The organism is Pseudoalteromonas sp. DL-6, assembly GCF_004328665.1.
In the GTDB taxonomy this organism is placed as follows: domain Bacteria; phylum Pseudomonadota; class Gammaproteobacteria; order Enterobacterales; family Alteromonadaceae; genus Pseudoalteromonas.
Genome location: NZ_CP019770.1, coordinates 1,478,169 through 1,500,308, shown reverse-complemented (window position 1 = coordinate 1,500,308; position 22,140 = coordinate 1,478,169). Strand labels below are relative to the sequence as shown.

The following is a 22,140-nucleotide window of genomic DNA, read 5'->3' as shown; positions in this document are numbered from 1 at the left end:
TCAGAGTTACACTAAGCGCCCTATTAAATACTGTGTTTAATTACCCAATACTTTTGCCGGATCAACACGTGTTGCTTGCCATGCTGGATATAGCGTCGCCAATATTGCAAGCACAAAGGTGGCAATAACGGTCAACACAATATCTTGCCAAACTAATTTACTCGGTAAGAATTCGATAAAATACACACCTTCTAGCGGGTTTTCACCCATCAATAAGCTCAGCCAAGTAAACAGCTCACTAATATTGATTGCTAGAATAACGCCAATAATAGAGCCTAAAACCACGCCAACAAACGCTTGGGTTAAGCCTTGCATTACAAAAGTAGCCAAAATAGTACTGTCTTTGGCACCCATGGTTTTTAAAATGGCAATATTGCCTTCTTTTTCGCGCACTTCCATCACTAATGACGAAACAATGTTAAAACTAGCGACTGCAATAATTAAAAACACCACAATATAAACAATCGTGCGCACCATTTGAATGTCTTGATACAAGCTGCCTTGAGTTCTAAACCAACTCGATATATACACATAATCAGTGACTGTTTGCCCTACTCTCAACGCTATTTGGTGCGCTGCAAACACATCATCAACCCGTAAACGTAGGCCGGTTACTTGGCTTTGATCGTAACCTAAGGTTTGTTGTGCTTTGCTAAGGTGAATAAACGCGGCACTGCTATCGATAGGCCCGCCCATTTCTATAATGCCTGCGAGAGTCAGTGTGACCCGTTTTGGCGCAAGTAATGATTGCCCTTTTTCACTAATTTGGGGGATCAGTAAAGTGACATTGTCACCTATTGATAAGTTAAGTTGAGTGACAATTTGCTTGCCTAAAATAACATCCTCAAGTGCTAGCTGACTGACTAATTTACCTTGTGTAAATTGGTTAACCGCTGATACGTCGCTCTCTAGCGAAGGCTCAACACCACGTATTTCAACTGCTTTTAATTGGCTTTTAAATTTCGCCATACCATTTACTGCTATAAATGGGGCTGCTCCTGTTACTTGTGGTTGCTGTTTTAATTTTTCGACTTTGCTGGGCCAATCAGCAATCGGCCTGCTTGGTGCTACATATTCAACTTGTGGCACGACACTTAATAAACGATGAACCAATTGTTGTTCAAAACCATTGATCACCGATAACGCCACAATTAAAACGGCAACACCAAGTAAAATACCAATAGTAGATGCCTTAGCAATAAAACTAACAAACGCGTTTTTTTCATCTTTATGGCCTGAGTAGGCTCTGAAACGCTTACTTATAAAGGCACTAAGCAACATGGTTTGACTCTTTTATTGATAATTTACCATCATCTAAATACGCTATTTTACCCAGCTTGTCGGCAAGTTCTAAATCATGAGTCACCACCACAAAACTGGTGTTTAAACTTTTATTTAGCTGGTTAATTAAATCGTAAATTTTAATCGCGTTTTGCTTATCTAAATTACCCGTTGGCTCATCTGCAAGAACCAGTGCAGGCTCAGTCACTAAAGCACGCGCTATGGCAACACGTTGGCGTTCACCGCCAGACAGTGCCGACGGTTTATGGCTACTTCTGTGGGCAAGGCCGACTTTATCAAGCATGTCGAGCGCTTTTATATTTGCTTCTTTGGCACTCAAGCCTTTTATTAACAGTGGCATAGCAACGTTCTCAACCGCACTAAATTCCATTAATAAATGATGAAATTGATAAATAAACCCTAAGTTTTGATTTCTAAACGCGGCTTGTTGGCTGCGAGACAGTTTAGCCACATCTTGATTTTTTATTTTTGCACTGCCAGAACTGGCGGTATCTAAGGTACCTAAAATATGCAACAAGGTGCTTTTACCTGAACCTGAGCTGCCTACAATAGCTAACATTTCACCTTGGGTTAGGGCTAAATCAACCCCTTTTAATACCTCAACTTGGTTTTGCCCGTCTTGGTAGGCTTTACTTATTTGTTCACAACTAATTACTAAATCATTCATAACGTAATACCTCTGCTGGGTTTACTTTGGCGGCCTGACGCGCGGGATATAAAGTCGCTAAAAAGCTCATGACTAAGCTTAAAACAGCAATCACACTTAAGCTAAGCACATCAAATTTGACCGGCAGTGAAACCCCCGATAATAAATTTAAGCCAACCAACGCCAGCAGTTCATTAATATATAAGCTAAATAAAATACCTAAAGAGGCACCCACTGCCGTACCAATCACACCGTTATATAAACCTTGAACCATAAATACAGTTTGTACTTGGCTTGGCGTTAGCCCAAGAGTTTGCAATATGGCGACTTCGCTTTGTTTTTCACTCACCATCATGGTGAGCGCCGACACAATATTGAACACCGCCACCAGCACGATTAAGCCCAATAACATAGACATAATGCGTTTCTCCATCGCGACAGCGGCAAATAAAGTGCCTTGGCTACTGCGCCAATCTGTGTAGCTAAAATTCTTGAGGATACGTTGGCTGTCTTGAATAAATTCATCAAGTGCAAATGGCTCATGCAGTGACACACTTAAATTAGGGGGTGTAGAGCTACTTTGCTTTAATACTCGTTGCAATGACACACCACTGGTAAATGCCAGTCCCATGTCAATTTCAGATCCGGTTTCGTAAATAGCAGCAATTTTGAATAAACGCTGACTTGGAACACGACCAAGGGGTGTATAAGTAGATGCATTAGGCATAATAACGCGCAGTTTATCGCCTAAGCCAACGCCGAGTTTACGGCTTAAATAGCGGCTAATGGCAATGTGATAATTATTATTTAATACGCTTTGCCAATTACCCTGCACTACTTTGTCAGTGATTTTATAAAGCGAATCATTATTATCATAGAGCCCTTGCAGTAACACACCATGCAGGTCTTTATTGGTTTGCAGTATGGCTTCACCATGGCGGTATAAACTAACATGTTCAACATACAGTGATTGTTCAAGATCAGCTTTAAGGGTGTTCATCTGCGCTTTAGAGTGTTGTTTGGCCTGCACTTCAACGTGTGGAATGAGCCCGAGCATATTTGTTTTCAAGCTGCTTTCAAAGCCGTTCATGACACTACTTACTGTAAAGAGCGCCATTAAACCAATCGCGATACCTGCAATAGAAAAAAAAGAAATAAACGAAATAAACGCATTGCCTTTAGAAGAGCGACTATATCTAAGTCCGATAAACAGGCTAACAGGTTGAAACATATTAATTAAAACATTAATGCTAAAAGTGTGGCTTTATAGTAGCACGAACTCAGCGCAATTGAATATCATCAAAAATGTAAGAAATAATTTATAAATCTGATACTTGGCTATATTATGAGCAAACCCGTAAACCTAGCTAAACCTTCAACCCTGTTACTAAATAATCAAGTAAAACGCGTACATTAGTAGCAACAAATTGCCGCGGCGGATAAACACCCCATACCCCTTCTTGTTGTGGTTGGTATGCAGTTAATATAGGTACTAACTGACCGGATTTAATTTCATTTTCAATGTAGTAATCAGGCAACTGAACAATACCCAAGCCTTTTTTAGCGCCGTCAACCAGTGCCCAGCCGCTATTACAATGCAATCGCCCTGCTACTTTAATATGCTTATCACGACCATTTTCATTTACTCGCCAATAACTACTGTTACCAATTAAGCATTGATGCTGGTTTAGCTCACCTAGCGTATGAGGTTCGCCAAAACGCGCTAAATAGCTCGGTGCGGCACACATAATAAATCGTCTTGAGCTCAAGCGCCGCGCTTTTAGACTTGAGTCTTTTAAATGGCCTAATCGAATGGCTAAATCAAAGCCGCCTTCCAGCAGGTTTTCTTGCTCATTAGAGAGTGTTGCGATTACTTCTACTTCTGGGTGATCATGCATAAACGAATGCACTATAGGCATAATAAAACTCTCACCATACATAACCGGTGCGGTTAATTTTATTTTACCTTTAGGGGATGTTTGCACAGAGGCTAGCCCCTGAGTGGCCTCATCCATAGCCTGTTGTAATTGTTTTACTTGGTGTAAAAACTGCTCACCTTCTTTGGTTAATACAACTTTTCGGGTTGTACGCGTTAATAGTTGGGTATTTAACCGTTGTTCAAGCTTAGTAACATGGCGGCTAATATGGGCAACCGATAAACCCAACGCCTGTGCAGCTTGAGTAAAACTTCCCTCTTCGCCAACAGCTATAAACTCATCAATCCCTTCCCAACGCATTATTATTACCATACTGTAAAAGTGTTTTATTAATTTAGAGATTATCATTATTATAGAAATAAATACAATAGACACATCACCCAAACAGTTTGGGTCTACAATTGATATTCAAACCACTACAAAGGATATACACATGTCTGAATTTATAAAATCAAAAGCAGCAATTGCCTGGGGCCCTAATCAGCCTTTAAGCGTTGAAGAAGTTGACGTGATGATGCCTAAAAAAGGCGAAGTGATGGTAAAAATCACTGCCACAGGTGTATGCCATACAGATGCTTTTACTTTATCAGGTGAAGATCCTGAAGGTATTTTCCCCGCTATTTTAGGCCATGAAGGCGCTGGGGTGGTTTACGCTGTGGGCGAAGGCGTTACCAGTGTAGAAGTTGGCGATCACGTTATTCCTTTATACACCGCAGAATGTGGTGAATGTAAAATGTGTACTTCTGGCAAAACCAACTTGTGCTCTGCTGTACGCGAAACACAAGGCAAAGGCTTAATGCCAGATGGCACAACGCGCTTTTTCAAAGACGGCCAACCAATTTATCACTACATGGGTTGCTCAACCTTTTCTGAGTACACAGTACTTCCTGAAATCTCACTAGCTAAAGTAAATAAAGAAGCATCGTTAGAAGAAATTTGTTTATTAGGCTGTGGTGTCACTACCGGTATGGGCGCTGTAACAAATACGGCAAAAGTAACAGCGGGCGATACAGTGGCTATTTTTGGTCTAGGTGGCATTGGTTTGTCTGCCATTATTGGCGCAAAAATGGCTGGGGCTAGCCGTATTATCGGTGTTGATATTAATACCTCTAAGTTCGATCTTGCGACTAAACTCGGTGCTACCGACTTAATTAATCCAAAAGATTTCGACAAGCCAATTCAAGAAGTGATTGTAGAGATGACCGATGGCGGTGTTGACTACTCATTTGAATGTATTGGTAACGTTGATGTAATGCGCTCTGCCCTTGAGTGTTGTCATAAAGGTTGGGGAGAGTCAGTAATTATTGGTGTAGCCGGTGCTGGCCAAGAAATTTCAACTCGCCCGTTCCAATTAGTAACCGGTCGTGTATGGCGTGGTAGCGCTTTTGGCGGCGTTAAAGGTCGCTCGCAACTTCCTGAAATTGTTGAACGCTACATGGCGGGTGAATTCGCCCTTAATGACTTTATTACCCACACCATGAGCCTTGAAGAAATTAACGATGCCTTTGATTTAATGCATGAAGGTAAGAGTATTCGTACTGTTATTCATTACTAGGGTCTGTTGACCTTTGCGGATTAAAATTTGTTCAAACTAGGGGCGGTTTAATCGCGGCGCGAGGTTTGTAACCTAGTGGGCTAAGTAAAAACCAAGCAACAAAGAGTAAATCGCCCCTAGGCAGAACCCTTCGGGCAGCGCCTGTTTGGCATTGATGCTGCGTTATCGCCTATTTATGGGGAATAACCACACCACATAGGCTCTGCCTTGCCTAAATACCAAACAGACTGCTGCAAATTTAACCTTGAAAGATCAACAGACCCTAATTTCTTTTAATCACCATTACCAGCCGTTGCTATTTAGTAACGGCTTTTAAGGATTGTTATGTTAGAAAATATCTCAACAGCAAAAGTGGCTGGTGGCTGGCATAAGCAGTATAGCCATACTTCCTCAAGCACCCATTGCAGCATGCGTTTTGCGGTATTTTTACCACCAGGCGCCAGTGAAAAAAATAAAGTACCAGTACTTTATTGGTTATCAGGATTAACCTGTACTGATGAAAACTTTATGCAAAAAGCAGGCGCGTTTAAAAAAGCGGCTGAGCTAGGCATTGCTATTGTCGCACCTGATACCAGTCCGCGTGGTGAAAACGTTCCTAACGAAGACAGCTACGATTTTGCTCAAGGTGCAGGGTTTTACGTCAATGCAACGCAGGCACCTTACAATACTCATTTTAATATGTACGACTATGTGGTGAAGGAACTACCCGCATTAATAGAGCAACATTTTCCGGTAACGGCTAAAAAAGCAATTTCTGGGCACTCTATGGGTGGCCACGGCGCATTAATGATTGCCCTTAAAAATCCTAAAGCGTATACCAGCGCTACAGCATTTAGCCCAATTGTTAACCCGATAGATTGCCCTTGGGGTGTTAAAGCCTTTACTGGTTATTTAGGTACTGATAAAGCCCAGTGGGCAGAATATGATAGCTGCGAGTTAATGCAACAAGCCAAACAAGCTGATTATTTACCTATGTTGGTCAGCCAAGGTGATGCCGATAACTTTTTAGAAGAACAACTTAAGCCACAAAACTTAGTGGCAGTTGCAACACAGAAGGACTATCCGTTAACACTCGAAATGCAAGCTGGCTACGACCATAGTTACTATTTTATTAGTAGTTTTATAGACCAACACTTATTATTTCATCATCAGTTTTTAACTGCTTAGATTCATTACTGTGTAGAGTAGATTTATCTACTTCTACACATTCTTTTAAGACCTTAGTAACCTGCCTGCATTTTTTAATCACCCCGTCATCTCCTTTTACTAACCCAAATACTGCAGAGTCTATTTTTAAACCGAGATCGGTAAAATTGAATCCATCTTTATCAACTGGAACCGGTTCAAGTGGATTTTTATAGGGCGTAGAACGAGCTGGATTATTCATTCTTTGGTTATCATCTGCATTTGAAACGGCTTGCCCATCTAATAAAGCGCCAACAAAGGTACAGCCACTCGACATAATCATTAATAAAAGAATAAATATTTTTTGCATGTTTGGCCTTTGAATTGCTAGTGGATGAAGGATTTAATTATTTATATAGTAACTCTATTAAAAAACAAAACTGTAAAAATCTGTTAGTGAGCAAAATCGTTTACAACATAAGTTACACTTAAGTATTTTATAATCACCCTCGCAAATTGATATAATATAACATACAATTAAGCTCGTTTTTTCCATCTTACTAAAGCATTTTTATGTCATTACCTATAACCCAAAATCGATTGCATCATATAGATTTACTTCGGGGTCTTATCATTATATTTATGGTGATTGATCACGGCATGTATTATTGCCTAAATTATTCAGTGACCGATCCCATGACCATACCAGGAACAGATGCGCTTACTTTTTTTACTCGTTTTATATCGCACTTTTGTGCGCCATTATTTATATTTTTAGCGGGTCTTTCAGCAGCGATAACCGAACATAAATACACTTCCACACAAGCATTTTCAAAAAGCTTAATTATACGTGGACTAGTGCTTATATTATTTGAATTTACTATTGTGTCGTGGTCTTGGAGCTTTAACCCACTATTTCCAATGTTATACGCTCAGGTTATTTGGGCGATAGGTTGGGGATTTATTATTCTAGGGCTTTTACGCTTAGTTGGTCTGTATGCCATTTTTGCCATGGGCTTAATTTTAGTATTTGGCCACAACTTATTTGATGCCGTCAACTTTGCGCCAAATACACTCGCAAATACTATATGGTCTGTTTTACATCAAAAAAATGTACTCGAACTTCCTTTTAACTTTAAAATTAGAACCACCTACCCCATTGCACCTATTGTTGGGTTAATGGCGTTAGCCTATTGTGCAGGTGTTTATTACAAGGCCAAGCAATACAGTAGCCGGGTGCTGGATTATGGCTTAATTTTAGGTGTCAGCTGCCTAATTTTATATACGCTTTTACGTGGCTTTAACCTTTATGGTGACGCGTCGCTATTTACGATTAGTGACTCTTATTTACTCACTATAATGTCATTTTTAAACCCGACCAAATACCCACTTTCCCTGCAGTTTATGTTGTTAACCGTTGGTATAGGTCTAATTATGCTGAAAGTATTGAGCAAGCTAAAAAGTGACTTTTCGCCAACATTTTTACAAGCATTGGGTAAAACCAGTATGTTCTCGTACTTAGCTCACTTGTATTTACTGCATGCAATAAGTTGGTTACTTATCCCTGTTTTAGGCTTTAGTTTTTCTGATATGACTTATGGCGAAACGCTGGTGGGTTTACCAACTGGATACGGTATGAGCTATGTTGCAACACTAGTATTTATTGCAGTCGTAATTGGCTTAACAGCCATTTTTGCCAATTATTATTTAGCATGGAAGCAAAAAAATAAACACAGTTTAATTGCTAAGTATATTTGAATAGACATTAAAAAAGGCGCTATAAAAGCGCCTTGCTAACAAGTATGTGTGCTTAGAACATATCTTGATAGGAATTTGTTGTGCTAAATGTGATTGCTTTTTCAAAGCCTGGCAGCGTAATGCTGTGCTCATCTAAAACAATCTCATTTTCTTCAATTAAACCATCACCAAAACGGTAAATTAGTGAGTATTGACCTAAGTCAGCATGCGTTTGGTAAGTATGCTGCGCCGCTTTTACTTGGCTATTTTTTTCAGTGTAGCTATTCATCAGCGCATCACCATGGCGTTTAGCAAGCATCTGCATAGTTACTTTTGCGCTTAGCACAGTGGCTGTTGCATTATTTCCACCAAAGCCTTTTGAGTTAATAAACGCAATATCCATATCACCACAATCGTAGTGGCTATTACGAATATCTAAATGTTCGGCGTAAACATCGTCGGCTACTTTATCAATGGTGGTAATACCCGGCATAATATTATGACTAAATACACCTAACGCAATGGCAAGCTGATCGCCACTAGCAGGCGCAATAGTATGGCCTACATAGGCTTTAGGCGCAGTCACTTTCCAGTTATCAATAGCAAATGTTTGCGCAACTTTATGATAAATTAAAGATTCAGTAACACGGTTTTGTGGTGTACTTGAGCCATGGGCTAAAATAAAGCTACGTTGTTGCAGTGCCTCTTTGCCTAATAAGCTAGTAGCAAGTGCTGCTGATTTCGCCATGGTGATGTAGTTGCCAGGACCAGGTGAGGTAATTGATTTTTTAACCCCATCGGCATTCACAAATACATCCGGCACACTGCCCATAATATCTGCACCGAGCTCCAATGCCAGTGCATCATCCATTAATATGGCAACTTGTGCGCCCTCGCCTAAGGTAAAGCCACAGTTCTCGCCAAATGGACGACTACTTTTACGGTAATCAGGCTCATCATCATTGCTTAAATTATCTAAACGACGCAAACCTTCAATATTGGCCAGCGCGCTCATATTACCAAAACCTTCAACCACTTCTGGAGTAATCGCACATTCAACACTGGCAACCACTGCAACACGGGTACGGCCAGCTTGAATATCGTTAACGGCAGCGCGCAAGTTATATAAAAATGTGGCACATGCGCCTGAGGTTGAAAAAGTCGTCCCCACATTCCCAGTAACATAGGCGTTAATAAAATCGGTCGACATTGTATTTAAACCCAGCGCTAACTGCTTAGTACTTACACGATCGCCCTGCTGCCGTGCTTTAACTAATCCACCTAAGCCTTTATCATCCATTTGACCAATAACCGAGGCCGAGTAGGTACCAATTTTGTCAGGCTCTACGCTATTCATAATGTGTTGCCAATCGAGTCCTGTTGATTTAATTGCATCGGTGGCAGCAAATATAGTTGCTTGTAAACCGCGCGGCTGGTAGCGGCTGTTATACATGATGGCAGGATCGAAGCCTGTTGGAAATTGCCCTGCCGACTTAATCGGGTTATCACGGGTTGAGTCATGTTTTACATCAAGCTCAGCAGCAATCGTGACTTTTACTTTTTTATTATCAAGATCATCTATTTGCCAGTTACTTGGTAAAGGCGATGGTAAGTCACGACGACGTGTTTCAAACACAATTGCACTATCATCTGAAGCCGTTAAGGTCATTTTTTGCTGCCAAGGTGTGGCATCAACATCAAAATGTTCTTTTTCAATTTTACGGATCAAAGTACCGGCAATAATTTGCTCACCAAAGCGTGCTTCAATGTCGCTTTGCTCAACAAGATTACCATGGCTGTCTTTAAGTTGGCCGTTTACTGTAGTCACCAAGTTCATCAGTGTGGCAAGGCCTAAAAACGTTTCTTGGCGAGCTTGCGCCGCTAAGCTATCTAACACGATACGACGATAACCTTGATGAAAAGAAGTACGGCCAGCGGCATTAATGCCTCCCATGCCTACAATAACGGGTAATGCAGTCATAATTTACCTTTAAAATGCGTGTTATAAGAATATGACATTAGTTTAATTGGATTACAGATACACCTTTGTGCTTTAATAGCCAAATAAGCGGCATAAAAGGCCAAAAACAACTGGTCGGAGCATTCATAATGAGCAATAACCCATTACCCCCTCCCATTAATATTGGTATTGCGGTGTTTGAACACTTGCTGGTAACCAGTCTTACACTACCGATTGAAATGCTAAGTGCCGGCGAAGCATTTGCTAAAGGCCATAGTGATAAAAACAGCTTTAAACCTCTGGCTATTCATTTAGTGGCTAAAAATAGTGATGCCATTAAGACGCGAACTGGACTATCGATTATTCCTGATTGTACTAGCGAAAATTCACCTTATTGCGATTTAGTGATTGTGCCAGGCATTTGGCGTAACCCACGCCCAGTGATTCGCACTAATCAACAATTAGTCACTTGGTTGAGCGAGAGCTTTACTGTAGGAAGTCATATAATTGGAGTAGGCACAGGTAATTGCTTTGTCGCAGAGGCTAGTTTACTTGACGGCCACCCCGCAACTACGCATTGGCATTATGCTAAGCAGTTTAAGCATGACTACCCTAATGTAAGTTTAAAACCGGATTTTTTTATCACTCAGTCAGAGCGTATGTATACCGTAGCCAGTTTAAATGCACTTGCTGATGTTATCGTGCATATTATTAGTCAATATTACGGTAAAGAAGCGGCGCAACATGTAGAGCGCAACTTTTCCCATGAAATTCGTAAACCCTACGAAGATCAACGTTATTTAGAGGGAGCAGTAGATAGGCACCCTGATGAACTGATTGCACAAATACAATTTTGGTTAAAAACAAATTTAGCCAGTGAACTTAATTTACAACAAGTGGCAGCTCAATTTAGTTTAAGTTATCGCACCTTTACCCGTCGATTTAGAAGTGCCACCAACCAAAGCCCCATCGAGTATTGGCAACAGCTACGAGTAGAAGGCGCTAAAGATTTATTGGCTTCTTCTAACTTGTCAATTCAAGAGGTTGCACTAGAGGTTGGTTACAACGACCAAGGGCATTTAACCCGAGTATTTAAAAAAGTATTACGCCAAACACCCAGTGAATACAGAAAAGTAGTCAGACGAAAGTTATTTGGTTAATACTTCTCTACACTCGTTTGATATTTTAGTTCGGCCGTTCACTATACAGTTTCGACCATTCTGTTTTGCTAAATACAGATAGTTGTCGGCTAACCTTAAAATATCACTTAGGTTAGTATGCTCACGTGCTTCAATGTCGACCAAGCCTAGACTAATGGTGATATTTAATGTGCTTTGCAAATAAGTAAATTGATGATTTTCTATATCAATTCTTAATTTATTCATTACGGTGATCGCCGTCTCTAGATCATTATTTACTACTAATGTAAATTCTTCACCACCAAAGCGGTAAACATGCTCATCACCCAAATGTGTTTTAAATAACTGGGTTAATTGCACTAGTACTGCATCACCAGCGTCGTGGCCATACTCATCATTTACTTTTTTAAAAAAATCGAGATCCCCTAAAGCAAAACAATAGGGCTTTGAAAAGTCGATATGCTTATCAAAATGACTTTTAAAAGCACGGCGGTTGTAAGCTTGAGTTAACGTATCACGAAGTGCCAGATTAATAATTTCCTCTTGATTAGAGGCCCGCATTGATTCAAATACGTGAGAAATACCCCATACAATAATATAAGTAAGAGATACATTGGTAATGAGTTTGAAATTTACCTGAGTTACCGTTTTATCAATAATATAAAAAATGAGTAACACGGCAAGCAATAAACTAAAACTGCTGATTAAGCCTTGTTTCTTTCCAAATAATAAATAAACCAATACAGGAAAGGTACACAGCCAATGTGATATACCTGTGTCTAATTTAATGACTGCGATTGCAAGCAGCACCACCACAAAGTAAGTATAGATAACAGCGTAACGATGCCACAACTTAGAACGCTTTGTTAGTATTTGTTGATAGGTAAAAATACAAAAAATAGCCAATGCCAGTTCAATAAAACCTAAAGCAATGTTTTTATTTATAAAAATATTGATATAAGCCACTATCAGTGCAACCACTGAGATAATTAGACTCATATTTTTAAATACAATGAGTCTCACTTCGTCTGTTTTATCAAATGAATGCTGATGCATTAATATCCCTCTAAATTATTACTTTCCATAAATCTCACGCATATTAACCTAGCATTAACAAAATAGATAATAACTACAACTTATAGCTGAGCCTACTTATATACAGCTAGCTTGAGTTTAAATATGAGTGAACACAGATTGATGCAGTTATTAATTAGATATTTTTATACATATAAATTATAGTATTAGCTATTAGGCGTGGTGAAATTACAACAGGGAGATAGCACAATGGATAAATTTACCAATCTACTTGTCGATCAACAAAACAACACATCCATTGAGGCTAAACTAACTAACTTACTCGCGTTGGTACGCAAACATTTAGATATGGATGTTGCTTTTATATCTGAATTTATTAACGATGAGCGGGTTTTTAAAGTGGTTGATAACCCCTCTGAAAACCAAATTGTTAAAGTGGGCAATGCCGATCCAATTAATGAAACGTATTGCCAAAAAATCACCGATGAAAAGCTCAGTCCAATTATTACTAATACCAAAGCTAACCCTATAACCAAGGCTATGCCGGTGACCAAAAAGTTAGGTATAGGCGCTTATATAGGTGTTCCTATCAACCTGTCGAACGGCAAACTGTATGGCACGTTTTGTTGTTATAAATCACATCATGATGAGAGTTTAAACGATCGCGATTTATCGTTTTTAAATATTATTTCTGAAATAGCGACGGACTTAATTGAAAAAAACTTATCCAAAAGTGTATCGCACACTCATACCAAATCAGTTATTCAGCAAATTATTAGCGATAATGATATTAGTATGTATTTCCAGCCTATTTATAGTCTACGCCATAATAAAATTGCGGGTTTTGAATCACTTGCTCGGTTTTTTACCACTCCTTATAAAACCCCTGATATATGGTTTAAAGAAGCAAGTAAGGTTGGCTTAAATGAAGCATTAGAAATGCTAGCCATTAAAAATGCAGTCAAAGACATGGCACAATTAAATGATACAATTTACATTGCCATTAATTGCTCACCTTCGCATATTCTAAGCGGTGCACTTGAACATACATTACAACAAAGTGACTGCACCAGGCTGGTGTTAGAGATCACCGAGCATTCGCCAATCTCAGACTACGAAAAAATGCGAGCTGCACTTACGCCGCTTAGAAACAGAGGGCTTCGCTTAGCTATTGATGATGTAGGCGCAGGCTTTTCATCGTTTCAGCACATATTAGAGCTTGAAGCCGACATTATTAAATTAGATATCAGCCTCACTCAAAACATAAACACTGACGATCGAAAATTTTTGCTGGCCAAAGCACTGTGCGGGTTTGCAAAAGCAATCGACTGCACCATCGTTGCCGAAGGAATTGAAACCGAAGAAGAACTCAACTCGTTAAGAAAGCTCAATGTAGATAGTGTGCAAGGTTATTTTATTGGCCGCCCCGCAGCAATTAACGATGCACTTAGTTTACTAAACGCAACTCTACCAGCATAAAAAACGCCACTATTTAGTGGCGTTCGGTATCTATACTGTCTTTTCGATAATAACGTTTATGATAACTTTTTACTTTAGCGTGCACACCTTTGCTGAGACTTTTAAACTTAGCTTCGAGCACATCAACACCATATAAAATACCAACCACCAGTATAGAAAGCTTAATTGCAGCACCTAGGTTTTCGGTTGCTATCATCACCCCAATAGACGCGAGCACCCAAATAGTGGCAGCGGATGTAACCCCTACCACGGCACCATCTTTTGCCAGCATAACGCCTGCGCCTAAAAAGCCAATACCCGTGATTATTTGCCCCACTACTCGAGAATGATCAATCACATCTCCCTGTAAGTTAAATGCCGTTGATAAAAACAAATATGTACCTAAGGTTATTAACGCAGATGTGCGAATACCTACGGGTTTGCCGCGCAATTGGCGTTCTATACCAATAATAGCGCCACAAAAAGCAGCGGTGCCGATGGCTGCCCATGAATATGGCGCTACATCGATAAAATCTAAAAATGTCACTTAATATCCTAATCTATTTTACTTTTCCAATAGCAACTGCCGTTCTGAGCCTTTGGCTACCAAATACCGACATTTTACTAAAGTCGCTGCGTGCAATTGGTACATACTGACAATCTATTGCTAGCTGGTTGTCATTACCAGGCTCGCAAAATGGGTCATGTACGTAAACACAATGTGCATCTAAATGGGTTACACACACCCAGTGCGGTGATTTTTTACCATCAAACCGATAGGTACTAATTAACAGCAACACACTAAATCCCTGACTCAACCAGTTTTCTATGTCAGTTAATTCAACATCTTTTTGTGTAACTGAAATATTTGCCGCTGCAATACCTTCAACAAACTGTTGATGAACCGTGGCCAATACTGTTTTTTTGTTATCACTGCGAACCCCATCTAAAAATAATGGTTCAGATGTATTAACAATTACCTCACTTGTAAAACCGCGTTTATTTGCAGCCAGTGCTAAACCAAACGGGTGACACCCGCCATGTCCAGAGGTCATAAAAATAGTGGTGCCTTCACGCCACAAAGCTAATTCATGTGACTGACTCAGCTCTGTGTTTGAGTCAAGAGCAGCCATTGCCATTAATAACGCAGCAGGACCACAGGTAAACTCGGTGGTTTGCTGATACCATGGCGTTAAACGCTCAACCTGCAACTCACTGGTTTGGCGAATATTTTTTTGCATGCGTAAGGCATCACTGTGATCGTCATAATAATCACTGTATTGACCAAATACGCGATACCCCACACTTTTATAAAGCCCAATGGCGCTGTCGTTATTTACTGCAACTTCTAGGCGTAAATAAATACGTCCACGCTCACTGGTCGCTTTTTCAAGCGCATTGAGTAATTTTTTGGCTATCCCCTTGCCCTGCATCGTTGGTAATACGGCTAACGAATACAAACGCGCTAAACGCGTGCCTTTATGGCACCACACTAAACCATAGCCACATAGTTGCGCATTTTGCTCAGCAACTAATAAAATCCCATGTTTAGCCCCAAGCCAGCGCTTTAAACTTCGCGCACTTAGCTTATCGTTACTAAAGCAAGTATTTTCAAGCGCCACCAACGCCTTTAAGTCAGAGGTTATTGCAGGGCGAATAACTAGCTTAGTCGCCTCTGCCATTATTACTTTTTCAGCCAGAGCAATAGGCATTAGCCGCGGCCTCGTGCTTCTAAACGCTGTTTAAACTCATCCATAATGATCATGTATAGCTCGTCACCTAAGTAACCATCTTCTACTTTGTGATCAATGCTTGGATTGTCGTTTACTTCCAATACATACGCACGACCTTGGTGCTCTTTTACGTCTACACCGTATAAACCTTTACCCACTGTTTTGCAGGCCTTTAAAGCAGCGTCTAACACGGCTTTTGGTAACTCAAAGGTAGGTAACGTTTCAAAGCCACCGGAAAAAAACCGCTTAGCGTCATGGTTGTATATTTGCCAATGGTTACGCGCCATTAAATAACGACATGCATAAATAGCACGACCATTAAGTACCCCTACGCGCCAATCGTATTCGGTGTACATGTACTCTTGTGCCAATACCAGCGCACTCAGTGCGAATAATTCACTAAGCTTAGCTTCTAATTCATCACGATTAGCAACTTTATAAACGCCTTTTGAAAACGACCCTTCTGGCATTTTTAATACCAGCGGATAAGTAAATGCAGCTTCTAATTGCTCAATGGTATCGCTTGATTTATCAGCCACTACTACTGTTTTTAAACTCGGTACTTTTTGATAATTGAATGCATCATGTAAGTACACTTTATTACAACAACGTAAAATAGATTCAGCATCGTCAATTACCACTAACCCGAGGCTTTGCGCTTTACTTGCAAGCCGGTAGGTTGGGTGGTCAATTGCTGTAGTTTGGCGAATAAATAATGCATCAAACTGGGCAATATTGTCTATTTCATCAAAGCTGAGTGCTTTTGCGTTAATACCATGTTTCGCTGCTGCTTTTATAAAACGGGCTATTGCATCTTTATCACTTGGCGGTACTTTTTCGTTATGATCAACCAATATCGCCATATCCCAACGAAAACGGCGCTCTACTTTACCAATACGCCATTGCGTTTGGGTAAACTCATTGAGCTTTTCAATAAACGCAGCATATTGTTGCTCACTTAATGAGGTTAAAGAGCCTTGTTGCAATAAACCTTGCTGATCGACAAATAAAATAGGCGCTGGGTATTGTTTAAATACCGATTTAGCCGCTTTACCTTGTAATTCGTTTAGAGCATTACCAAAATATACTGCGCCATCAATATGCCCAGTATTTAAAATAGGTGCTTGTCCACTTCTAAGCGCGTTTATTGTTTTAACGCTTGGTAATACTTGGTGTTTGCGGGCTTCTGCAAGCAAAGAACAATAATAACCCTTACTCAAGTATTGGCTTGAGTCGCATAAATTAATAATGCGGGTTTTAGGTTCGTTACGTTTGGGGTAATCTCGTAAATAGGTGTCAAATGTAATTACATTTTCAAATGAAAGAGCAAGTGCTTGCTCATTGTTATCAACCACAATTAAGGTTTTAAACACGACTTTTCCTGGGGTCTGCTGACCTTTAAAGGTTAAATTTGCAGCAGTCTGTTTGGTATTTAGGCAAGGCGGAGCCTATGTGGTGTGGTTTTCTCCACATAAATAGGCGATAACGCAGCATCAATGCCAAACAGGCGCTGCCCGTAGGGTTCTGCCTAGAGGCGATTTACTCTTTGTTGCTCGGCTTTGACTTAGTCCACTAGGTTACAAGCCTCACGCCGCGATTAAACCGCCCCTAGTTTGAACAAATTTTAATCCGCAAAGGTCAACAGGCCCTGAGTCAAAATATAAAAATCCCTGGCTAGTTAGCTCAGGTAGTTAAACAGCAAATAGAAACACCTATCGCACTAAGTGCAGCATTTAGCAAATCACTTAATACGATAGGTGCTTTAACGAATATCTACTATAAACGTTAGCGCTTAAATTGCTTAAGCGACACTTGCTTTATAAGCCCTTTTTTAGATACGCACAAACGAGATATTTTTAGCGTAAAGATAAAAATTTTTGATGAACTTTTTTATTGCTAATTTGTGTTTTAAAATAGCCAAAATTTAATACTAAAAGTGATCATTATGTCTCTTCCCGCTTGTCCTAAATGCCAATGTGAATACGTTTACGAAGACCAACAGCTGCTTATATGCCCAGAATGTGCTTATGAATGGAACCCAAATAATACAAGCGATGAAGACGCTATTTTGGTAAAAGATGCAAACGGCACTTTACTAGCCGATGGTGACAAAGTAACCGTAGCCAAAGATTTAAAAATTAAAGGCAGTTCTCAGGTTATAAAAATTGGCACGAAAGCGGTAGTTAGACGTGTGCTTGATAAAAAAGATCACCAGCTAGATTGTAAAGTCGATGGTATTGGCGAAATGATGGTAACGGCCAAGTTTGTGAAAAAAGCATGAAATTACAGAAAGTAATAACGCTTAACTGCTAATTTTTTAGTTCTTTAGATAGCGCAGCTAATGTTTGATCGTAGGCATTCTGATTAAAATCACTTGAGTGTGGGTTCATAAAACCATGTAAGTAATCAACATGCTTTACGTTAACATTAGCCTTTGTTGCAAGCTCCACCTGTAGTGATTTAACATCAAAGTGCGGCTCATAATACGGAAATATGAGTTCAATCTCAAATTGTGGTTGTATATCTGTATGGTGCCTAATTTGTGAGCTGTAAAAACAAATGCCCTTAGCTATCGTTTTAATCGCCGGGTGTGCAGACATTGACCAAATTGCCGATGCGCCAACACTAAAACCTATCAATATAGTGTTGCCAGCGAGTGGTTTAATCGCTTTTTGTAAAATAGCTACATACTCATCAAGGCCAATATGCTGGCTAAAATACTCATAGGCCTGCTGTTCACAGTTAAACGCCATATCAACCCCGCCATAGGGATCGACAATAGACTGAGCGTTTAGTTTTTCAGCTAATGCTTTTAAAGCCGCTGTATTACCAAAAATATCACTGACCAATACTAAGTTCATAAACGGCTCATCTTTAATTTTATTCTATAAGTTTTAGGCAATAATTTAACAAAGAGGCCTACGAGATGCTGCGCCTCAGAGTAAGAGACAAATAAATACTACATTCAAAGCACTTTAACCACATCGTAACTATGTTTTACATCGCCGATAGTTAAGTTAACTTCATCATCGACTTGTTTACCTAATAACTGTTGCCCTAAAGGGGCACCAGAGGTAAGTACTTGAATAGTTGTGCCTTTAATATCAACGGTTAATCCACCAGCTGCTGGGCCTAAATAAAACCATTTTTGTGTGCCGGCATCGTCTTCTAAACATACTAATGAGCTTATAGCGATGGTGCCTGTAACGGGTTCGTTGTATATGGCTTCAAATAGTTGTATTTCTTTATAGCACTCATTAACTCGCTCTGCGTGACCTTGTGCTAAATAGGCAGCTTCAAGCCCGAGGGTGTCGTATTGGGTTTCTGCAATACTTTCTTCATGAGTAGCGGTATCGTGGGCTGTTTGAGCTGCAATTTTTGCAGTGTTTAGTTGCTCATCTAATGCAAAACGCAGGTGCTCAGTAACATGGGCTTTATTCATTTGGAGAATTCACTCAATTCGGTAAAAATAATTTGCTATTTTATACCAATCTACTTGGATATGGGACCTATTTTAACGATAAGAAAATTGCTCTATAACTAGGCAAAATTTTTGACATCTAGTTGTTCTAAATGAAAAAATTTTAACAACGTTATAGGGGAATTTAATTCGTTAAATTGTTCAAATATTTATGCAGGTTGGTATTAGCATTGTTGCTACATCGAACACTATCCCTTTGCTGAGTAACAACAATGCTAATTTAAGCCTATGGCATATCCATTAATGCCTGCGTTTGCTGATCCACTTGCTTATCGTAGTTTTTAACACTTAACCCAAGTAGCTCGGGTAATGTTGCAGCAATACAAATGGACGATAACGTGCCTACGACTATTCCTGCAAACAGAGCAATTGCAAATCCCTGAAGCGGCGCACCTGCTAACAGCCAAACACTGGCCACCGTTGCGAGCGTAGTCCCGGAGGTAATAAGCGTACGAGTTAAGGTGCTTTTGATAGCACTGTTGATAATACTGCTTGGTTTGAGTGTGATGTTTGTTGGTATGCGCAACAGCTCGCGCACCCTGTCACCCACTATTATTGAGTCATTTAGTGAGTAGCCAATAATCGCCAACAAACTGGCTAAAACGGTTAGGTTAAACTCTATTTGTAACCATGCAAATAAGCCAACCACTAGCACCAAGTCATGTAATAAAGCCACCACAGAGCCTAATGCCAAACGCCATTCAAAACGAACAGCTAAATAAATCATTACCGCAACCATAGCAGCAAATAATGCTAAGCAGCCTTGTTCAAATAGTTCATCACCCACTTGAGAGCCAATATAAGCCGATGATAAAACTTCAGCATTTATAGCAGGGTTTTGGCTAATGGCCGTTTTCCAGTCATCGTTATTGCCTGTATTAATGGGGCCTTGTGTTAATTGAAAATGATTATTGCCCTGTGCTGTTAGTTCAAATTCACCTTGGTGGTTTTTAGCAATAAATTGCTCAAGCTGTTTTAGTTCAACACCTTGGCTGGTGGTGAACTCTGTTAAATATCCACCCGTAAAATCAAGGCCAAAGTTGAGCCCTTTTTGTGCAATGGTGAATACCGATAACAACACAAACATAGCACTGATCAGCATGCCTGTATAACGTATACGAGACCCTGCCTCACATTCTAAAAAAGTGTTAAGCATGCGCGTTTACTCCTGCTTTTTTACCCAGCTTTAAATATAAGCTTTGGCTTAAATACTTCGATACATACACACCAGTAAATACCGATGTAATAAGTCCTAGCGCCAGCGTTATAGCAAAGCCTTTTACCGGGCCATAACCTATGCCATATAAAATAATCGCGGTGATCATCGTGGTAATATTGGCATCTAAAATAGTATTCGCTGCCTGTTTATAGCCCTCTTGTATCGCTTGATATGGAGGACGTCCTTTGCGGCGCTCTTCTTTTATACGCTCAAATATAATCACGTTAGTATCAACCGCCATCCCTATGGTTAACACTAAGCCTGCAATGCCAGGAAGGGTTAAAACCACTCCCGGTAATAACGACATTAACCCCACTAAAGAGGTTAAGTTTAAAATTAACGCAACATTTGCAATAAGCCCTAAACGGCGGTACCACAGCGCCATAAACGCAAGTGTTAAACCCATACCTAACATTAACGCTGCTAATCCATTATTAATATTGTCTTGGCCAAGGCTTGGACCAATAGTTTGCTCATGCACTATAGTTACGGGCGCAGTAAGCGATCCCGCACGCAGTAACAGCGCTAAATCGGCAGCCGCTTGCTGGCTTTGCATATTGGTTATACTAAACCGCGAGCTTAAATGCTGGGCAATGTTCGCCACATTAATGACTTCGCTTTTTTTAACCACTTCACCTTTAGCATTTTGTGAATACTCTGAATAAAGCGTTGCCATCGGTTTGCCTATATTCGCCTTTGAAAAAGCCGACATAGCATCGCCACCTTGGCCATCTAAGCTCAGTTGTACCAAAGGTTTACCCCAGTCATCACGGCCTATATTAGCGTTATTAATATGCTCACCGGTAAATATAGGTACAGGGTCGAGCTTAATAGTCCCTCCCGATTGCAAATTAAACGTTTGCCCGCCTCTCTCTTTAAGTTGATAAAACCCCAATGACGCGGTTGCACCAATTATGCGTTTTGCTTCAGCTGGATCTTGCACGCCAGGTAGCTCAATACGAATGCGCTGCTTACCTTGGCGCTGTGTAACGGCCTCAGTTATACCGAGCTCTTCAATACGTGAGCGAAGTGTGGTGAGTGTTTGGCTCATCACTTCTTTATCAAATGCGCTGCGCCCTTGCTCAGAATAGCTAATTTTAACGACCTGTAAGTTGCCATTAGTTGATGTGGTTGTAGTGAGGTTTTCAAAACGGCTTTTAAGCTCTTTTATGACAACTGTTAGCTTATCGCCAGCATTCTCAAGCGCACTTATTTCAAAGCCCTGATTAGTCTGCTGCGCTTTAACGCCATAGGCTTTTTGTTTAACAATAATGGCTTTTGTTTGTTGATATGCACTGAGCAATTGCTCATCAATGGCTTTATCTAAATCAACATCAAGTACAAACAATACCCCGCCGTTTAAATCAAGACCCAGTTTTATAGGCGATAAGCCAAACTCTTGTAACCAAATAGGGCTGGTTGCATGTTCAACAATTTTAACCTGTGCATTTGGAAAGTTTGATTTTAAAGCCGCTTGAGCCTGCGCACTTTGTGTAGGCGTATTTAAAAGTACATTAATATGTGCTGGGTCTTTTAAACTTTCACTCACTTCGAAACCTTGGCTATTTAAAAAGCTAACTAGGTTCTCAGTACTTGGCATTACTTGCGTTTTAACATCAGAAGCTGCACTAATATGCAACCATGACTTATTGGGATATAAATTAGGTAAGGCGCTTATTGCTAGTAACACTAATACAATCAGCATGGCTACATAGCTCAATTTAAACTTAGCCTTAAATGGCTTTTTCTCTTTTTTTAGACTTAACATAGTTATTCCTTATTACTCGGCATAGCCCAGTAACGTACCTATTAG

Annotated in this window: 20 protein-coding genes; 6 read left to right on the top strand and 14 right to left on the bottom strand. The window is 40.1% G+C overall.

From position 1 onward, the window contains the following. Positions 1 to 36: 36 nt before the first annotated feature. From B1F84_RS06905 to B1F84_RS06890, 4 genes are all read right to left on the bottom strand, one after another. Entirely contained in the window at positions 37 to 1,281 is a 1,245-nt protein-coding gene (locus tag B1F84_RS06905) for a lipoprotein-releasing ABC transporter permease subunit (protein WP_131690983.1), read from the bottom strand. Then, positions 1,271 to 1,969 (bottom strand): lipoprotein-releasing ABC transporter ATP-binding protein LolD, encoded by a 699-nt coding sequence (gene lolD / locus B1F84_RS06900; protein WP_131690982.1) that lies wholly within the window; start codon positions 1,967 to 1,969, stop codon positions 1,271 to 1,273. Before lolD ends, B1F84_RS06905 begins: the two co-directional genes overlap by 11 nt. Further along, positions 1,962 to 3,179 (bottom strand): lipoprotein-releasing ABC transporter permease subunit, encoded by a 1,218-nt coding sequence (locus tag B1F84_RS06895; RefSeq protein WP_131690981.1) that lies wholly within the window; start codon positions 3,177 to 3,179, stop codon positions 1,962 to 1,964. The genes lolD and B1F84_RS06895 overlap by 8 nt, the downstream gene beginning before the upstream one ends. A 136-nt stretch (positions 3,180 to 3,315) precedes the next feature. Further along, positions 3,316 to 4,188, bottom strand: coding sequence for a LysR family transcriptional regulator (locus B1F84_RS06890; protein ID WP_205988853.1), 873 nt, complete (start codon positions 4,186 to 4,188; stop codon positions 3,316 to 3,318). Between the two features lie 130 nt (positions 4,189 to 4,318). On the opposite strand from B1F84_RS06890, the gene B1F84_RS06885 reads away from it, so the two are divergent. Together B1F84_RS06885 and fghA are read left to right on the top strand one after the other, a co-directional pair. Next, positions 4,319 to 5,440 carry an S-(hydroxymethyl)glutathione dehydrogenase/class III alcohol dehydrogenase gene (locus B1F84_RS06885; RefSeq protein ID WP_131690979.1) on the top strand — a complete coding sequence of 374 codons (1,122 nt, stop codon included), beginning with the start codon at positions 4,319 to 4,321 and terminating at the stop codon, positions 5,438 to 5,440. A 324-nt stretch (positions 5,441 to 5,764) separates the two neighbouring features. Then, positions 5,765 to 6,607: an S-formylglutathione hydrolase gene (gene fghA / locus B1F84_RS06880; RefSeq protein ID WP_076920254.1), complete on the top strand. Its 843-nt coding sequence runs from the start codon at positions 5,765 to 5,767 to the stop codon at positions 6,605 to 6,607. Here fghA and B1F84_RS06875 read toward each other — a convergent pair. Next, positions 6,561 to 6,935 (bottom strand): hypothetical protein, encoded by a 375-nt coding sequence (locus tag B1F84_RS06875; RefSeq protein WP_131690978.1) that lies wholly within the window; start codon positions 6,933 to 6,935, stop codon positions 6,561 to 6,563. The genes fghA and B1F84_RS06875 overlap by 47 nt on opposite strands. Before the next feature lie 203 nt (positions 6,936 to 7,138). Between B1F84_RS06875 and B1F84_RS06870 the strand changes: the two genes are divergently transcribed. Then, positions 7,139 to 8,323: an acyltransferase family protein gene (locus tag B1F84_RS06870; RefSeq protein ID WP_131690977.1), complete on the top strand. Its 1,185-nt coding sequence runs from the start codon at positions 7,139 to 7,141 to the stop codon at positions 8,321 to 8,323. Positions 8,324 to 8,375: 52 nt separating this feature from the next. Here B1F84_RS06870 and B1F84_RS06865 read toward each other — a convergent pair whose 3' ends face one another. After that, positions 8,376 to 10,283 carry a beta-ketoacyl synthase gene (locus B1F84_RS06865; protein WP_131690976.1) on the bottom strand — a complete coding sequence of 636 codons (1,908 nt, stop codon included), beginning with the start codon at positions 10,281 to 10,283 and terminating at the stop codon, positions 8,376 to 8,378. A gap of 128 nt (positions 10,284 to 10,411) precedes the next feature. Between B1F84_RS06865 and B1F84_RS06860 the strand changes: the two genes are divergently transcribed. Continuing rightward, positions 10,412 to 11,422 (top strand): helix-turn-helix domain-containing protein, encoded by a 1,011-nt coding sequence (locus tag B1F84_RS06860; protein WP_131690975.1) that lies wholly within the window; start codon positions 10,412 to 10,414, stop codon positions 11,420 to 11,422. Here the strand turns inward: B1F84_RS06860 and B1F84_RS06855 are convergent. Continuing rightward, entirely contained in the window at positions 11,411 to 12,457 is a 1,047-nt protein-coding gene (locus B1F84_RS06855; protein ID WP_131690974.1) for a GGDEF domain-containing protein, read from the bottom strand. The genes B1F84_RS06860 and B1F84_RS06855 overlap by 12 nt on opposite strands. A 228-nt stretch (positions 12,458 to 12,685) precedes the next feature. Between B1F84_RS06855 and B1F84_RS06850 the strand changes: the two genes are divergently transcribed. Next, positions 12,686 to 13,915 carry an EAL domain-containing protein gene (locus B1F84_RS06850; RefSeq protein WP_131690973.1) on the top strand — a complete coding sequence of 410 codons (1,230 nt, stop codon included), beginning with the start codon at positions 12,686 to 12,688 and terminating at the stop codon, positions 13,913 to 13,915. Between the two features lie 13 nt (positions 13,916 to 13,928). Here the strand turns inward: B1F84_RS06850 and B1F84_RS06845 are convergent, their stop codons facing one another. The 3 genes from B1F84_RS06845 to B1F84_RS06835 are packed head-to-tail and all read right to left on the bottom strand — an operon-like array spanning position 13,929 to position 17,000. Next, positions 13,929 to 14,441, bottom strand: a complete 513-nt coding sequence (locus B1F84_RS06845) for an MgtC/SapB family protein (protein WP_131690972.1) — start codon at positions 14,439 to 14,441, stop codon at positions 13,929 to 13,931. A gap of 13 nt (positions 14,442 to 14,454) precedes the next feature. Continuing rightward, a complete protein-coding gene (locus B1F84_RS06840) occupies positions 14,455 to 15,606 on the bottom strand; it encodes a GNAT family N-acetyltransferase/peptidase C39 family protein (protein WP_131690971.1) in 1,152 nt (383 codons plus the stop codon). Continuing rightward, positions 15,606 to 17,000, bottom strand: a complete 1,395-nt coding sequence (locus tag B1F84_RS06835; protein WP_131690970.1) for a RimK family protein — start codon at positions 16,998 to 17,000, stop codon at positions 15,606 to 15,608. The genes B1F84_RS06840 and B1F84_RS06835 overlap by 1 nt, the downstream gene beginning before the upstream one ends. A gap of 572 nt (positions 17,001 to 17,572) precedes the next feature. On the opposite strand from B1F84_RS06835, the gene B1F84_RS06830 reads away from it, so the two are divergent. Further along, entirely contained in the window at positions 17,573 to 17,908 is a 336-nt protein-coding gene (locus B1F84_RS06830; protein ID WP_076920245.1) for a zinc ribbon domain-containing protein YjdM, read from the top strand. A 28-nt stretch (positions 17,909 to 17,936) separates the two neighbouring features. Here B1F84_RS06830 and B1F84_RS06825 read toward each other — a convergent pair whose 3' ends face one another. The 4 genes from B1F84_RS06825 to secD form a co-directional block, all read right to left on the bottom strand. Beyond that, the gene (locus B1F84_RS06825) at positions 17,937 to 18,488 is read right to left on the bottom strand and encodes a hypothetical protein (RefSeq protein ID WP_131690969.1); all 552 of its coding nucleotides are present in this window, start codon (positions 18,486 to 18,488) and stop codon (positions 17,937 to 17,939) included. 104 nt (positions 18,489 to 18,592) lie between these two features. Further along, a complete protein-coding gene (locus B1F84_RS06820) occupies positions 18,593 to 19,069 on the bottom strand; it encodes a GreA/GreB family elongation factor (protein ID WP_131690968.1) in 477 nt (158 codons plus the stop codon). 265 nt (positions 19,070 to 19,334) lie between these two features. Further along, on the bottom strand, positions 19,335 to 20,264 hold the full coding sequence (gene secF / locus B1F84_RS06815) for a protein translocase subunit SecF (protein ID WP_131690967.1): 930 nt from the start codon (positions 20,262 to 20,264) through the stop codon (positions 19,335 to 19,337). Then, a complete protein-coding gene (gene secD, locus B1F84_RS06810) occupies positions 20,257 to 22,095 on the bottom strand; it encodes a protein translocase subunit SecD (RefSeq protein WP_131690966.1) in 1,839 nt (612 codons plus the stop codon). The genes secF and secD overlap by 8 nt, the downstream gene beginning before the upstream one ends. Between the last annotated feature and the right edge of the window lie 45 nt (positions 22,096 to 22,140).